Source organism: Brucella sp. IR073 (genome assembly GCF_049065735.1).
Lineage (GTDB): Bacteria > Pseudomonadota > Alphaproteobacteria > Rhizobiales > Rhizobiaceae > Paramesorhizobium.
Genome location: NZ_JBAKHD010000002.1, coordinates 148,432 through 161,541 on the forward strand (window position 1 = coordinate 148,432; position 13,110 = coordinate 161,541).

Genomic DNA, 13,110 nt, shown 5'->3' on the forward strand with positions numbered 1-13,110 from the left:
ATTAAAGTGTTTAGATTTCAATAAGTTAGAATTATTCTAGACTATTATAGTCATATTTAATCCCGGTTGCGAAGAGTGGAGGCGGGGGATTACCCCGCCACCAGATTTTTCAGCTTTTCGAGCGCCGTATCCGGATTTTCCTCGAAGGCGATGGTGCCCTTCAGCCGGCCATTGCGGTCGATCAGGAACAGCGAGGCGGTATGGTCCATGGTGTAGCCGCCATCGTCGAGCGGCACCTTGCGGGCATAGACTTTCCATCCTGCGACCACCTTGGCGATTTCCGCGGGATCGCCGGTGATCCCGGTGATGCGGTTGGTGAAATTGCCGGTATAGGCCTTCATGATCTCGGGCGTGTCACGCTCCGGATCGACACTGATGAAGAAGGCGCGCAGATCCTTGCCCTGGTCGCCCAGCTTGTCGATAAGGCCCGCGAGCTCATAAAGCGTCGTCGGGCAGACATCCGGGCAATGGGTGAAGCCGAAGAACAGCACGGTCGGATGGCCCGCGAAGGCCGCCTCGGTGATCGGCTTGCCGTCATGGTCGATGAGGTTGAACGAGGTGCCCAATTCCGCCGGCCTGACGGCGGGCTGGAACTTGCCATAGGCATAGACGGCGGCGACCAGCAGGCAAAGGACGGCTACCGCCGCCCAAAGCCCGTAACGGATGACCCTGGCGTTCATCAGTGCTGGTGCTCCGAGGAAGATGCGCCTGCAGAGCCGACCTTGAAGGCCACATCCACCTTGCCGGCCTTCTCGAATTCGAGCGTGACGGGCACGGTCTCGTGTTCCTTAAACGGCTTCACCACGTCCATGAACATGAGATGCAGGCCGCCCGGCTTCATTTCCACCGTCTCGCCCGCAGGCACGGCGATGCCGTCCTTCAACTGGCGCATCTTCATGACATCGTTCTCCATGGTCATCTCATGGATCTCGACGCGTTTGGCGGCGGGCGATGTTGCGCCGACGAGCCTGTCGGCCTCGCTGCCGCTATTGGCGAGCTTGACGAAACCGGCGCCGACCTTCGCGCCCGGCACCATGGCGCGGACGAATGCATGGGAAATCTCGATGGAACCGGCTTTGACCACCTTGTCTGCGTCGCCATGAGTACCATGCCCGGCATGCTCATCAGCAGAAGCGGCGGCGAGGACCTTCAATTCCGGCGCGGGGTGTTTCAAATCGTGCGGGTTCTGTCCCTCGGCGGGGATTTCCGTCCAGGCAACGGACGCATCCGGCCCGCATGATTGGGTGGCGGGGAAATAGAGCACTGTGTCCTTGTCGAAATTCGCGAGCCGCCCGACCACCACGAACTCATCATAGAATTCGTCCGGCAGGCTGCCGTCCGTCCAGCGCACCTCGACCACACCGGAGCGCACGTCCTTGCCATGGACCGTGTAGCTCTTCTGGTAATCGCCCTTCACCGTTTCCGTCTTCCAGCCGGCTTTCGGCATGGGTTGGGCGGAGACAAAGCCTTCCGGCAGCTTGATGCTGACGGCGGTGGTCGCCTTGCCGTCGCAGCCATGTGGAACGCGAAGAACGGCCTTGTAGGAGCCACCCGCCTTGGCCTCACCCTTTTCGAGCGTGGCGTGGGCGTGGGCGATAACGGGCATACCGGCGAGCGCCATAAGGGTTGCCGCGAAGGCGGCAGAGGGAATGATTTTCATCGTCTGTTTCCTGAAATGGGGATGTGTGGCGGCCATGCGCGAGCACGCGCGGAAGCCGGGATAATGCAGGTCAGGTCAGACGAAGGGCGGCGCTTGCGGCGGGGCCGAAGGCGGATAGCTGTCGCGCCGGATGACCGGCGCCACCGCAACGCGCGCGGCGACTTCGCCGGTGCTTAAGGCCGGTCCGGGCGCCTTTGGCGGGACCGGGCAAACGAAGCCTGAGGAGATGCGGCAGGCTTCGCAAGCCTGGCTGTAAAGGTGATCGTCATGGCCGCGATGATCGTCCCCTTTGCCCGAGGGCAGGCAGAGGACGGGGACGGTACCGTCAGGCAAGGTATAGGCGGCCAAATCATACCCGTCGCCGGGCCCAAGATCGATGGGCTTGTGCGCAAAGGCGACAAAAACGAGCGCGAGCGCGCATAAAAAGCGCACCATATACCGCCCGTTCAAGAGAATGTCGCGCATCGGTCTGCAGCTCGCCTTATTCACTTCTTGTTGATAGCGCACAAGCGAGAGCTTTGGAATGCGACAAACGCGAGCAGTTTGATTCCGCGCAAACAGAAGAAGGAAAATCGCCGCTGCGCCGCAACTCTTTAGCGGGCGCACCATTGGCCTTTGTAACGAACTGCATTATCTCAGGCGCACGGATTTCAAGAACGGTTCAAAACATGACAGGCGTAACGCGCGAAAAGGTTCTCGAGCGGCTCAGGAGCGTAATCGGGCCGGATTTTCAGAGCGACATCGTCACGCTCGGCCTCGTCTCGGATATTTTCATTGCCGATGGCAAGGTCTTCTTCTCAATCACCGTCCCCGCCGAGCGGGCGCAGACACTCGAGCCGTTGCGGGCCGCCGCGGAGCGGGCGGTGAAAGAACTGCCTGGTGTGGCGGGCGCGCTGGTGACGCTGACGGCGGAAAAGAAGGGCGGCAAGACCAGCGATGACGCGCCCCCTCCCCCCAGGGTCGCCGCGCGGCATATCCCGCAGCGGGCCGCTCCAGCCGGCGCGACACCTCCCCCGCGCGTGCCGCGCCCGCAGACAGTGTCCAAGCCCGGCATTCCCGGCGTCGGCGCGATCATCGCGGTGGCGTCAGGCAAGGGCGGCGTCGGCAAATCGACGACGGCGGTGAACCTGGCGCTGGGATTGAGCGCCAACGGCCTCAAGGTCGGCATTCTCGACGCTGATGTCTACGGCCCGTCCATGCCACGTCTCCTCGGCATTTCGGGCAAGCCCGAAACGGTTTCGGGCCGCGTCATGAAGCCGATGGAGAATTACGGGCTCAAGGCCATGTCGATCGGCTTCCTCGTCGAAGAGGAGACGCCGATGGTCTGGCGCGGGCCGATGGTGATGTCGGCACTGACGCAGATGCTGCGCGAGGTGGAGTGGGGCGAGCTCGACGTGCTCGTGGTCGACATGCCGCCAGGAACCGGCGATGCGCAGCTGACCATGGCGCAGCAGGTACCGCTCGCGGGCGCGGTCATCGTCTCGACGCCGCAGGACCTCGCGCTCATCGACGCGCGCAAGGGGCTCCACATGTTCCGCAAGGTGGATGTGCCGCTGCTCGGTATCGTCGAGAACATGAGCTACTTCATCGCGCCCGACACGGGCAAGCGCTACGACATTTTCGGCCATGGCGGCGCGCGGAAAGAAGCGGAGCGGCTCGGCGTGCCTTTCCTCGGCGAGGTGCCGCTGCACATGGATATTCGCGAGACGTCGGATGCGGGAACGCCCGTCACCGTCAGCGAACCGGACGGCGTCCACGCGAAAATCTATCGCGATATCGCCGCCAAGGTCTGGCAGGGCGTGGAAGCTGCCCGCGCGACGCAGGCGAGGCAGGCGCCGGCGATTGTGTTCGAATAGGCGGCGCGCATGGTGCTGAGGATAGAACCTCTCGACCGGTACAATCTGAAGCATGTGGGGCAAGTCGACGGCGCATTCATCGTCGATGCCGAGCTCGCCCTCTCCTTCGAGGCGGGCTCATTCCATCATAAGCTTATCCCCGTCACCCCTTATACGAAACGTTACGAGGAGCCCGAGACGCTATCCGATTATCTGGATGCGCCTGATAGCGCGGGCTTCATCGCCTATCTCGATGGCCGTCCGGCGGGCTATGTCCTCATTCGCGAAAACTGGAACCGTTTCGCGCTCATCGAGGATATCGCGGTGGACGCAAATTGCCGCCGTCATGGAGTCGGGCGGGCGCTCCTGGAAAAGGCCGGGTCATGGGCGGGAGCCCGGAAACTGCCCGGCCTGATGCTGGAAACCCAGAGCAATAATGTCGCCGCCTGCCGCCTTTACGAGGCCTGCGGCTTCGTCCTCGGCGGCTTCGATCGTTTTCTTTACACCGGAGAAAACCCGAAGAGGACCGAGATAGCCCTGTTCTGGTATCGTAGGCTCGAGGCCGTCAGGTAATCACATTCGGCCCGTTACGACCGGTCCATTTCCGGATCTGGGCGATATCCTCTGCCGCCACGATCAGATCGGCCAGCGCTTCCTGCGTTTCGATATTCTGCCGGGCGGAGTCCGGCTCATAGCGCTCAATGTAGACGCGGAGGGTTGCGCCCGAGGTGCCGGTGCCGGAGAGGCGGTAGACGATGCGCGAGCCGCCCGAGAAGAAGATGCGAATGCCCTGGTGCTCGCTTACCGAATGATCGACGGGATCGTGATAGGCGAAATCGTCGGCATGTTCGATGGTCAGGCTGCCAAAGGAAGTGCCGGGAAGTGCTGCGAGCCGTCCGCGCAGATCGCCGATCAGGCTGTTGGCCGCGCTGGTTTCCAGTTCCTCGTAATCGTGGCGGGAGTAATAGTTGCGGCCATAGGTGCGCCAATGCTCCTCGACGATCTCGCGCACGCTCTGCCGGCGGACTGCGAGAATGTTGAGCCAGAGCAGCACCGCCCAGAGCCCGTCCTTCTCGCGTACATGGTTCGACCCTGTCCCTGAGCTTTCCTCGCCGCAGATCGTGACCAGCCCGGCGTCGAGCAGATTGCCGAAGAATTTCCAGCCGGTCGGCGTTTCATACATGCCGATGCCGAGTTTCTCCGCCACCCGGTCGGCGGCGCGGCTTGTCGGCATGGAGCGGGCGATGCCTGCTATCCCGGCCTTGTAACCCGGCGCGAGATGGGCATTGGCGGCGAGCATTGCCAGTGAGTCCGAAGGCGTGACGAAGATGCCGCGCCCGATGATCATGTTGCGGTCGCCGTCGCCATCGGATGCCGCGCCGAAATCCGGAGCCTCTGATGACATCATGAGGTCGTAGAGTTCCTTGGCATAGACGAGGTTCGGGTCCGGGTGATGGCCGCCGAAATCGGGCAGCGGCACGAAATTGATGACGCTGCCATCGGGCGCGCCGAGGCGGCGCTCGAAAATCTCCGTCGCGTAGGGGCCGGTGACGGCGTGCATGGCGTCGAAGCGGAGACGGAAGCCGGAACGGATGAGCGCGCGGATGGCGTCGAAATCGAAAAGCTCTTCCATCAGGGCTGCGTAGTCAGTGACGGGATCGATCACCTCCACCGTCATGCCGCTGAGCTTCGTTTCGCCCAATTCGTCGATGTCGATATCGCCGGCGTCGATGGTCAGATAGCGGTCGATGACTTTGGAGCGGGCGAAGATCGCCTCGGTCAGCTTTTCGGGCGCGGGGCCGCCATTGCCGATATTGTACTTGATGCCGAAATCGCCATCGGGGCCGCCGGGATTGTGGCTCGCCGAGAGGATGATGCCGCCGAAGGTGCCGTATTTGCGAATGAGGTTCGAGGCGGCGGGCGTTGAGAGAATGCCGCCCTTCCCGACCATGACGCGCCCGAAGCCATTGGCAGCGGCCATCTTCAGCACTGTCTGGATGACCTCTCGATTGTAGTATCGTCCGTCGCCGCCAAGGACTAGCGTCTTGCCCTCAAAGCCTTCGAGAGAATCGAAGATGGACTGGACGAAATTCTCCACATAGTTGGGCTGCTGGAAGACGGGCACCTTCTTGCGCAGGCCCGAGGTGCCGGGCTTCTGGTCGTCATAAGGCTTGGTGGCGATGGTCAGAACGGTCATGTGGCCCTCTGGGTTGGGGAAACGTCACTTAAAGCGTGCTGCATTTTATCGCATTCATGGAACACGCTTTAAGTTTTTGTTTTTGCGCATGTCTTTATCCCAAAACCGGTTCCCACTTTTGGGAGACATGCTTTAGCTATTGCGGATAGCATCGGTTTCCATACCGGTCGCTTGGCAGGATAGATCAAGTTTATTGTTTTGAAATAACAATTCGTCAGGGCGCTTCCTTGAACAGAACGCTCTGGTCGAAGAGATAGCGGTTGAAGAGCGGCAGGCTGGCGCCGCCCATGGCCTTGGCGTGGACGCCGACCTTGCCTTCGACGATCTGCGGCGCAGTAATACCCTGGAGATCGAGACGGGCGATTTCAGCGCCTGTCGCCTCGACGATGCGGCGGCGCACCGATGCGGGGAGCCAGCCATCGATGATCGCTGCGGAAAAATCGATGATCGAAGCTGCTGCCACCGTGGCATGGGCAAGGTTGCGGGCGGTGAGCGCGATCCATTCATCGACGGTTACGCCGAAACCGTCCCAGTTTTCAGGTGAGAGCCAGAGGGGAGCCGTGTCGATCCCCCTTTCCTGCAACATGCGCTCCAGCACGAAGATGGACGCCGCGTCGATCAACTGCCTGGGCTTGCCGTCGAAGGAGGGCACGGGCATGGAGCCGAGCGCGCCGGCATTGCCTGATCGACCGGGATAAAGCGCGTTGTTCAGCACCACGCCGCCGCCGATGAAGGACCCGATGAAGAAATAGATAAAATCCGGAAAATCCGGCCCGCGCCCGAAGGTGAGTTCCGCACCGCAGGCGGCGGTGGCGTCGTTCTGCACGAACACCGGAAACGGCAGATGCGCGGCGAAGTCGCGCGCCAGATCGGCATTGCGCCAGGCATCGAGATCGGCAGGCGGCGCGCCGACCTCCTCCACCCAGTTCCACAGCTCGAAGGGCGCGGCAATGCCGAGGCCGGCGATGCGGCGGCGCTCGTTCTCATCGAGCGAGGCGCTGAATTGCCCGATCCCATCGAGCGCGAATTTTTGAATCGCGTCGGGCACCGGCCAGCGATAGGTCTCATGCAGGCGCATTCTTATAGTGCCGACGAAATCCATCAGGATCAGCTCGGCGCTGCGCCGCCCGATCTTCAAGCCGAAAGAGAACACCCCTTCGGCGGCAAGGCGCATCGGCGTCGAGGGTTGGCCGACGCGCCCGCGCACCCGCTCGCCGCGCGTCAGCAATCCGTCCTCTTCCAGCCCGCGAATGATGACGGAGACGGTCTGTGCCGAAAGCCCGGTCAGCCTTGCGATGTCAACGCGCGGCAAGGCGCCATGGCGGCGGACCAGCGACAGGACGAGACGCTCATTATAGGCGCGCACGCCTGACTGGTTCGAGCCGCGTCCGATGGCGGGGCCATGGTCCACGGCATGATCGGGCCGCAAACCGGTGCCTCGCCCATCTCCGCCCGTTTCGCCTTTTGCCTTGCCCTGCACCGGCCGCTTCTCCTTCATGGTCCCCAGCCGAAGATTGCATGGCGAATTAATAAATCAAGCGGATTTATTTATTGACAGCTGCGCGGGTGCATGTTTCCTTTCAAGTCGCGTGTGCCGGAAGGAGGACAGAACCGGCGCATCGAGGAGCACAATTCAGCCGGCTTCGGAGCCGGCACAATCGGGAGGGACTTTCATGAGACAATTGATTCTTGCCCCGGCATTTGCAGGCCTGATGCTGGGCGTGGCCGCCATGTCCGCCAGCGCCGCCGAGCCGGGCGCCTGCCTTATCACCAAGACCGACACGAACCCCTTCTTCGTCAAGATGAAGGAAGGCGCTGTCACCAAGGCTGGAGAATTGGGCGTGAATCTCAAGACCTATGCCGGCAAGATCGACGGCGACGTGGAGAGCCAGATCGCCGCGGTGGAAACCTGCATTGCCGATGGCGTCAAGGGCATTCTCATCACCGCCTCCGACACCAAGGGCATCGTGCCCGTTCTCGAAAAGGCGCGGCAGGCGGGCATTCTCGTCATCGCGCTCGATACGCCGCTGGAGCCGGCTGATGCCGCCGACGCCACCTTCGCCACCGACAATTTTAGGGCGGGCGAACTGGTCGGCAAATGGGCTGCCGAAACGCTGGGCGACAAGGCGAAGGACGCGAAGGTGGCCTTCCTCAACCTGACCGCATCGCAGCCCAGCGTCGACGTGCTGCGCGACCAGGGCTTCGACAAGGGCTTCGGCATCGACCCGAAGGATGAAAAGCGCCTTGGCGACGAGGACGACCCGCGCATCGTCGGGCGCGACCTGACTGACGGCAATGAAGAAGGCGGACGCCGGGCGATGGAAAATCTTCTCCAGAAGGACCCGGAAATCAACGTCGTCCACACCATCAATGAGCCTGCTGCGGCGGGCGCCTACGAAGCCCTGAAGGCGCTAGGGCGCGAGAAGGATACGCTGATCGTCTCCATCGACGGCGGCTGTCCGGGCGTCAAGAACGTGCAGGAAGGCGTCATTGGGGCAACGGCGCAGCAATATCCGCTGCAAATGGCCGCGCTCGGCATCGAGGCGGTCAAGAAATTCGCCGATACGGGCGAAAAGCCGAAGCCGACCGAGGGGAAGAATTTCGTGGACACGGGCGTGGCGCTGGTGACCGACAAGCCGGTGCCAGGCGTGCCGTCCATCGATACGAAGACGGCGCTCGGGAAGTGCTGGGGGTGAGCGGCTCGCTTCGCTCGCAAAGGGAGTAAGGGAATAGGGGAGTAGGGCAGTAGGGGATATTTTAACATACTCCCCTACTCACTTACTCCCCTACTCCCCTCATCATGAGGGAACCGCACATGACCCAACCAACCCAGGAATTCGAGCGTGTGCTCTCCGGCAGCGCCAGCGAGGTTGCGTCGTTCGAAGATAGCGGCAAGACGTTTCTGCAGCGGGCGCGGACGTTCCTGCATGGCAACCCCGCTGCCGTGCCGCTGATCGTGCTTCTGGCGTCGCTCATCATCTTCGGCCTGCTCGTGGGCTCGAAATTCTTTTCCGCCTTTGCGCTGACGCTCATTCTCCAGCAGGTGGCGATCACGGGCATTGTCGCGGCGGCGCAGACGCTGGTGATTCTCACGGCGGGCATCGATCTTTCGGTCGGCGCAATCATGGTGCTGTCCTCGGTGGTGATGGGGCAGTTCACCTTCCGCTACGGCCTGCCGCCGGAACTTGCGATCCTCTGCGGCTTCGCCGTGGGTGGGCTTTGCGGCTTCATCAACGGGTTCCTCGTCGCCTATCTCAAGCTGCCGCCCTTTATCGTCACGCTCGGCATGTGGCAGGTGATCCTGGCCACCAATTTCCTTTATTCCGCCAACGAGACCATCCGTGCGCAGGAAATCAGCTCCAACGCACCGATCCTGCAGTTCTTCGGCGAGAATGTCCGGGTCGGCGGCGCGGTGCTGACCTATGGCGTCATTACCTTCGTCGCGCTCGTTCTCCTGCTCTGGTACGTGCTGAACCACACCGCATGGGGGCGGCATGTCTATGCCATCGGCGACGATCCCGATGCAGCCGAGCTCTCCGGCGTGCGGGTGAAGCCCATTCTCGTTTCGGTCTATGTGCTCTCCGGCCTCATCTGCGCGCTGGCGGGCTGGGCGATGATCGGGCGGCTCGGCTCGGTCTCGCCAACGGCGGGACAATTCGCCAATATCGAATCGATCACGGCTGTCGTCATCGGCGGCATCTCGCTCTTCGGCGGGCGCGGCTCGATCCTCGGCACGATGTGCGGTGCTCTCATCGTCGGCGTGTTTGCGCTGGGTCTCAGGCTATGGGGCACCGATCCGCAATGGACCTATCTGATGATCGGCCTGCTCATCATCGCCGCCGTCGCAATCGACCAATGGATCAGAAAGGCTGCGGCATGAACGCTTCCGTAAACGCTTCCGGCCAACCCATCCTTTCCGCACGCGGCCTGGTGAAACGCTATGGCAGGGTGACGGCGCTCGACCATGCCGATTTCGATCTCTATCCCGGCGAAATCCTTGCTGTGATCGGCGACAATGGCGCGGGCAAATCCAGCCTTATCAAGGCGCTGTCAGGTGCGATTTCCCCCGACGAGGGCGAAATCCGTCTCGACGGCAAGCCGGTCCATTTCCGCTCGCCCATGGATGCGCGGGCAGCGGGCATCGAGACGGTCTATCAGAATCTGGCGCTGTCTCCCGCCCTCTCCATCGCCGACAACATGTTTCTGGGCCGCGAAATCCGTAAGCCCGGCGTGCTGGGCCGCGTCTTCCGCATGCTCGACCGCCCTGCCATGGAGCGGACGGCGCGCGAGAAGCTCTCCGAACTGGGGCTGATGACGATCCAGAACATCAGCCAATCCGTGGAAACGCTTTCCGGCGGACAGCGGCAGGGCGTGGCGGTGGCGCGCGCCGCCGCCTTTGGCTCCAAGGTCGTTATCATGGATGAGCCGACCGCAGCGCTGGGCGTGAAGGAATCGCGGCGTGTGCTCGACCTCATTCAGGATGTGAAGGCGCGCGGGCTGCCCATCGTGCTCATTTCGCACAACATGCCGCATGTCTTCGAAGTGGCGGACCGTATCCATATTCATCGCCTCGGGAAGAGGCTCTGCGTGATCAAGCCATCCGACTACTCCATGTCGGACGCGGTGGCGCTGATGACGGGCGCGATGAAGCCCTCGGAAGGTCTGGCCGCCTGATGGAGCGCATCGACCGGGAACAACTGCCTTCGGCCATCCTGTCGAAGGCGAAAGGCGGCGGGCGGTTTCTCCTTGGCATCGCCGGGCCGCCCGGCGCGGGCAAATCAACGCTGGCCGAACAATTGCGCGATGCGCTCAACAAGGGAGGCGACGGACCATCCGCCATCGTGCCGATGGACGGCTTCCACCTCGACAATGCCATTCTCGACCAGCGAGCCTTACGCAGCCGCAAGGGCTCGCCGCCCACCTTCGACTGCGCCGGTTTCGAGATGCTGCTCAGGCGGCTCAAAACGGCGGAGGAGGATGTCGTCATCCCCGTTTTCGACCGGACGCTCGATCTCGCCCGCGCGGGCGGGGCCATTGTCGAGGCGCGGCATCGCATTCTCATCGTCGAGGGCAATTATCTGCTGCTCGACGAGGCACCATGGAATCGCCTTCATGGCGTCTTCGATATGACCGTCTTCCTCGACGTGCCCTTCGACGAATTGGAACGGCGGCTCGTCCAGCGCTGGCTCGATCATGATCACACGCTTGAAGAGGCGCGGGCGCGGGCCCTCTCCAACGACATTCCCAATGCGCAGCTCACCGTCACAGCGTCGCGCCCGGCGGATTATGTAATCCGCACAGAGAGTTGATGGAACGGCTGCGGCGTTTAGAGCCTTTCCTTCGCACTTGCTGCATGATTAATACAGCGGGCCGAACCGGCGCGCTTCTCCCGGCGCGCCAAAGCAATAACCAGGACCGCATGCCCGCCCTCCCACGGCGCATCGGCCTTCCGTTGTTTATGCAAGGAATCGCCATGATTGTGAAAAAAGTACCCAACGTCGTGTTCCGCACCCGTGTGCGTGACGAGAGCATCGAAGGACCGAATCCCTATCGCTGGGAAGACAAGACGACGGCCGACTATTTCGCCAATAAGCGGGTCGTTCTGTTCTCGCTGCCCGGCGCCTTCACGCCCACCTGCTCCACCTACCAGCTGCCCGATTTCGAGAAGCTCTATGAGGAGTTCCAGGCGGAAGGCATCGACGAGATCTATTGCATCTCCGTCAATGACGCTTTCGTCATGAATGCCTGGGGCAAGTCGCAGAACCTTGAGAACGTCAAGCTCATTCCGGATGGATCGGGCGAGTTCACCCGCAAGATGGGCATGCTTGTCTGCAAGGACAATCTCGGCTTCGGCATGCGCTCCTGGCGCTATGCCGCCGTGGTCAACAATGGCGTCATCGAGAAGTGGTTCGAGGAAGAAGGCTTCTCCGACAATTGCGAGACCGACCCCTACGGCGTTTCCTCGCCACAGAACATCCTTGCCAGCCTCAAGACCGCGAAAGCGGCCTAATCCGGCAAGTTCCCGGCCGCATTTAGGCGGCCGGGACAATTCTTGCCACGATTTCGTTGCAATGAGAGAGCGATTCTGAAGGAAGGTTGTGCATGACTACTCATCTCCCTCAAGATTTACAGGACGCTCTCGACCGTTTCATCGCCAGCAAGCAGGGCAGCGTCAACAAGACCGAGGCGATCGCCATGATCCTGCGGGACTGGATGGTGAAGGAAGGCTATCTGCCGGCCCGCAAAGACGAGGGCCTGCCGCCTGAAGCGCTGAACTCCAGCAACGACGACTGAGCCCGCAGGCGCATGGAGACCCCGCCGCCCGAGCTTCTGCCGCCTTCCACGCTGGGAAGGCGCCTCGCCATCCTCGTGGCGCTGGCCGTGATCCTGCTCACGGCGCTCATCTGGATGACTATCTATCTGCTCGACGCGACGGGGCATATCGATATCGATCCGTTCACCTTCACCGCCAGCGATCTGGACGAGATCAATCTCCTCTTACCGCGGCTTCTTTAAGCTTCCACCACAACGGGCAAACGTGTTAGAAACGAGGGAATCCCAAGAGGAACGCCCATGGCATTTGAAGACATCAAGGCGGAAATCGCGCTGCTTTTCCAGGAAATGGTCAACCAGCCCGAGGGCGCGGCGGAAATTCGCGAGGCCATTCGCGAGAAGCTGAACGCGCTGAAGGCAAGCGGAATGCCCTTGCCTGACGATCTGGTGGAACTCGAAAAGCAGCTTGGCAAAGATTTCGACGTCTGATGCGGATGCAATTTTCTTCTTTTCCGGCTCTTGCCCTCTGTTCGCTCGCCCTCGCCGCCTGCACCACGGCTAAGCAGGAAGCGCCCAACCCCGCGCTTGCGCCGGCAGCAAGCCCCGTCGCCCTCGCGCCCGAAAAACCCGCCGAGCAACAAGCGGCGGCTCCGCAGAAGCGGGGCGTCGATGCGCTGATTTCGGAATATGCGACAGCCTATCAGGTGCCGGAGACGCTGGTTCGCCGCGTCGTGCACCGGGAAAGCAAGTTCAATCCAGCGGCGCGCAACGGGCCTTATTTCGGCCTCATGCAGATCAGCCACAACACGGCGCGAAGCATGGGCTATTCCGGCCCGGCGAACGGCCTGCTCGATGCCGAAACCAATCTCAAATATGCTGTGAAATATCTCTCGGGCGCTTACCGTGTGGCTGATGGCAATGAAAGCCAGGCCATCCGCTTTTATTCTCGCGGATATTATTACGATGCCAAGCGCAAGGGGCTGCTGGAGGAAACCGGGCTGAAAGCGCAGGCTTTCACCGCCGATCCGGTGCTGCCAGCTGCGTTCGCGCTGCCGCTTGTTCCGGAACGCCCGCTCTATCCCCAGATGATCACGGCTTCGGCCACGAATCTCTCATCCAATTGACAAAATCGCCCTTCATCCTTT

15 protein-coding genes and 1 pseudogene are annotated in these 13,110 nt (G+C 61.8%); 11 read left to right on the top strand and 5 right to left on the bottom strand.

The genetic code is table 11. The features are described from left to right. Positions 1-89: 89 nt before the first annotated feature. The 3 genes from ACOWVG_RS04460 to ACOWVG_RS04470 all read right to left on the bottom strand — a co-directional run bounded on the left by ACOWVG_RS04460 (position 90) and on the right by ACOWVG_RS04470 (position 2,125). Complete coding sequence (locus tag ACOWVG_RS04460; RefSeq protein ID WP_420960303.1) at positions 90-680, bottom strand: SCO family protein; 591 nt, start codon at positions 678-680, stop codon at positions 90-92. Then, the gene (locus tag ACOWVG_RS04465) at positions 680-1,660 is read right to left on the bottom strand and encodes a DUF1775 domain-containing protein (protein WP_420960304.1); all 981 of its coding nucleotides are present in this window, start codon (positions 1,658-1,660) and stop codon (positions 680-682) included. The genes ACOWVG_RS04460 and ACOWVG_RS04465 overlap by 1 nt, the downstream gene beginning before the upstream one ends. 75 nt (positions 1,661-1,735) lie before the next feature. Further along, entirely contained in the window at positions 1,736-2,125 is a 390-nt protein-coding gene (locus tag ACOWVG_RS04470) for a hypothetical protein (RefSeq protein ID WP_420960305.1), read from the bottom strand. A 203-nt stretch (positions 2,126-2,328) separates the two neighbouring features. On the opposite strand from ACOWVG_RS04470, the gene ACOWVG_RS04475 reads away from it, so the two are divergent. After that, complete coding sequence (locus ACOWVG_RS04475; protein ID WP_420960306.1) at positions 2,329-3,516, top strand: Mrp/NBP35 family ATP-binding protein; 1,188 nt, start codon at positions 2,329-2,331, stop codon at positions 3,514-3,516. A gap of 9 nt (positions 3,517-3,525) precedes the next feature. Next, positions 3,526-4,068, top strand: coding sequence for a GNAT family N-acetyltransferase (locus tag ACOWVG_RS04480; protein WP_420960307.1), 543 nt, complete (start codon positions 3,526-3,528; stop codon positions 4,066-4,068). Here the strand turns inward: ACOWVG_RS04480 and ACOWVG_RS04485 are convergent. Both ACOWVG_RS04485 and ACOWVG_RS04490 read right to left on the bottom strand, forming a co-directional pair. Further along, entirely contained in the window at positions 4,061-5,692 is a 1,632-nt protein-coding gene (locus ACOWVG_RS04485) for an alpha-D-glucose phosphate-specific phosphoglucomutase (protein WP_420960308.1), read from the bottom strand. The genes ACOWVG_RS04480 and ACOWVG_RS04485 overlap by 8 nt on opposite strands. Before the next feature lie 214 nt (positions 5,693-5,906). Further along, entirely contained in the window at positions 5,907-7,190 is a 1,284-nt protein-coding gene (locus tag ACOWVG_RS04490) for an ROK family transcriptional regulator (RefSeq protein ID WP_420960310.1), read from the bottom strand. 175 nt (positions 7,191-7,365) lie between these two features. Between ACOWVG_RS04490 and ACOWVG_RS04495 the strand changes: the two genes are divergently transcribed. The 9 genes and pseudogenes from ACOWVG_RS04495 to ACOWVG_RS04535 form a co-directional block, all read left to right on the top strand. Next, positions 7,366-8,388, top strand: coding sequence for a sugar ABC transporter substrate-binding protein (locus ACOWVG_RS04495; RefSeq protein WP_420960311.1), 1,023 nt, complete (start codon positions 7,366-7,368; stop codon positions 8,386-8,388). Positions 8,389-8,507: 119 nt separating this feature from the next. Further along, on the top strand, positions 8,508-9,572 hold the full coding sequence (locus ACOWVG_RS04500) for an ABC transporter permease (RefSeq protein WP_420960312.1): 1,065 nt from the start codon (positions 8,508-8,510) through the stop codon (positions 9,570-9,572). Continuing rightward, a complete protein-coding gene (locus ACOWVG_RS04505) occupies positions 9,548-10,366 on the top strand; it encodes an ATP-binding cassette domain-containing protein (protein WP_420960313.1) in 819 nt (272 codons plus the stop codon). The genes ACOWVG_RS04500 and ACOWVG_RS04505 overlap by 25 nt, the downstream gene beginning before the upstream one ends. After that, the gene (locus ACOWVG_RS04510; protein ID WP_420960314.1) at positions 10,366-11,001 is read left to right on the top strand and encodes a nucleoside/nucleotide kinase family protein; all 636 of its coding nucleotides are present in this window, start codon (positions 10,366-10,368) and stop codon (positions 10,999-11,001) included. Before ACOWVG_RS04505 ends, ACOWVG_RS04510 begins: the two co-directional genes overlap by 1 nt. A gap of 164 nt (positions 11,002-11,165) precedes the next feature. After that, positions 11,166-11,702 carry a peroxiredoxin gene (locus ACOWVG_RS04515; protein ID WP_420960315.1) on the top strand — a complete coding sequence of 179 codons (537 nt, stop codon included), beginning with the start codon at positions 11,166-11,168 and terminating at the stop codon, positions 11,700-11,702. Between the two features lie 92 nt (positions 11,703-11,794). Then, positions 11,795-11,986, top strand: coding sequence for a hypothetical protein (locus ACOWVG_RS04520; RefSeq protein WP_420960316.1), 192 nt, complete (start codon positions 11,795-11,797; stop codon positions 11,984-11,986). Between the two features lie 12 nt (positions 11,987-11,998). After that, positions 11,999-12,208: a hypothetical protein gene (locus ACOWVG_RS04525; protein ID WP_420960317.1), complete on the top strand. Its 210-nt coding sequence runs from the start codon at positions 11,999-12,001 to the stop codon at positions 12,206-12,208. Between the two features lie 57 nt (positions 12,209-12,265). After that, complete coding sequence (locus ACOWVG_RS04530; protein ID WP_420960318.1) at positions 12,266-12,454, top strand: hypothetical protein; 189 nt, start codon at positions 12,266-12,268, stop codon at positions 12,452-12,454. A 170-nt stretch (positions 12,455-12,624) separates the two neighbouring features. Then, positions 12,625-13,089 (top strand): annotated as a pseudogene (locus tag ACOWVG_RS04535) (transglycosylase SLT domain-containing protein); the annotation flags it as partial. Positions 13,090-13,110: the final 21 nt, after the last annotated feature.

What these genes read in the sequence shown, in the direction of transcription:
- ACOWVG_RS04465 (WP_420960304.1), bottom strand. Translation starts at nt 1,660, where the DNA reads ATGAAAATCATTCCCTCTGCCGCCTTCGCGGCAACCCTTATGGCGCTC.
- ACOWVG_RS04515 (WP_420960315.1), top strand. Translation starts at nt 11,166, where the DNA reads ATGATTGTGAAAAAAGTACCCAACGTCGTGTTCCGCACCCGTGTGCGT.
- ACOWVG_RS04505 (WP_420960313.1), top strand. Translation starts at nt 9,548, where the DNA reads ATGGATCAGAAAGGCTGCGGCATGAACGCTTCCGTAAACGCTTCCGGC.
- ACOWVG_RS04490 (WP_420960310.1), bottom strand. Translation starts at nt 7,190, where the DNA reads ATGAAGGAGAAGCGGCCGGTGCAGGGCAAGGCAAAAGGCGAAACGGGC.
- ACOWVG_RS04475 (WP_420960306.1), top strand. Translation starts at nt 2,329, where the DNA reads ATGACAGGCGTAACGCGCGAAAAGGTTCTCGAGCGGCTCAGGAGCGTA.
- ACOWVG_RS04480 (WP_420960307.1), top strand. Translation starts at nt 3,526, where the DNA reads ATGGTGCTGAGGATAGAACCTCTCGACCGGTACAATCTGAAGCATGTG.
- ACOWVG_RS04470 (WP_420960305.1), bottom strand. Translation starts at nt 2,125, where the DNA reads ATGCGCGACATTCTCTTGAACGGGCGGTATATGGTGCGCTTTTTATGC.
- ACOWVG_RS04485 (WP_420960308.1), bottom strand. Translation starts at nt 5,692, where the DNA reads ATGACCGTTCTGACCATCGCCACCAAGCCTTATGACGACCAGAAGCCC.
- ACOWVG_RS04495 (WP_420960311.1), top strand. Translation starts at nt 7,366, where the DNA reads ATGAGACAATTGATTCTTGCCCCGGCATTTGCAGGCCTGATGCTGGGC.
- ACOWVG_RS04500 (WP_420960312.1), top strand. Translation starts at nt 8,508, where the DNA reads ATGACCCAACCAACCCAGGAATTCGAGCGTGTGCTCTCCGGCAGCGCC.
- ACOWVG_RS04525 (WP_420960317.1), top strand. Translation starts at nt 11,999, where the DNA reads ATGGAGACCCCGCCGCCCGAGCTTCTGCCGCCTTCCACGCTGGGAAGG.
- ACOWVG_RS04510 (WP_420960314.1), top strand. Translation starts at nt 10,366, where the DNA reads ATGGAGCGCATCGACCGGGAACAACTGCCTTCGGCCATCCTGTCGAAG.
- ACOWVG_RS04460 (WP_420960303.1), bottom strand. Translation starts at nt 680, where the DNA reads ATGAACGCCAGGGTCATCCGTTACGGGCTTTGGGCGGCGGTAGCCGTC.
- ACOWVG_RS04530 (WP_420960318.1), top strand. Translation starts at nt 12,266, where the DNA reads ATGGCATTTGAAGACATCAAGGCGGAAATCGCGCTGCTTTTCCAGGAA.
- ACOWVG_RS04520 (WP_420960316.1), top strand. Translation starts at nt 11,795, where the DNA reads ATGACTACTCATCTCCCTCAAGATTTACAGGACGCTCTCGACCGTTTC.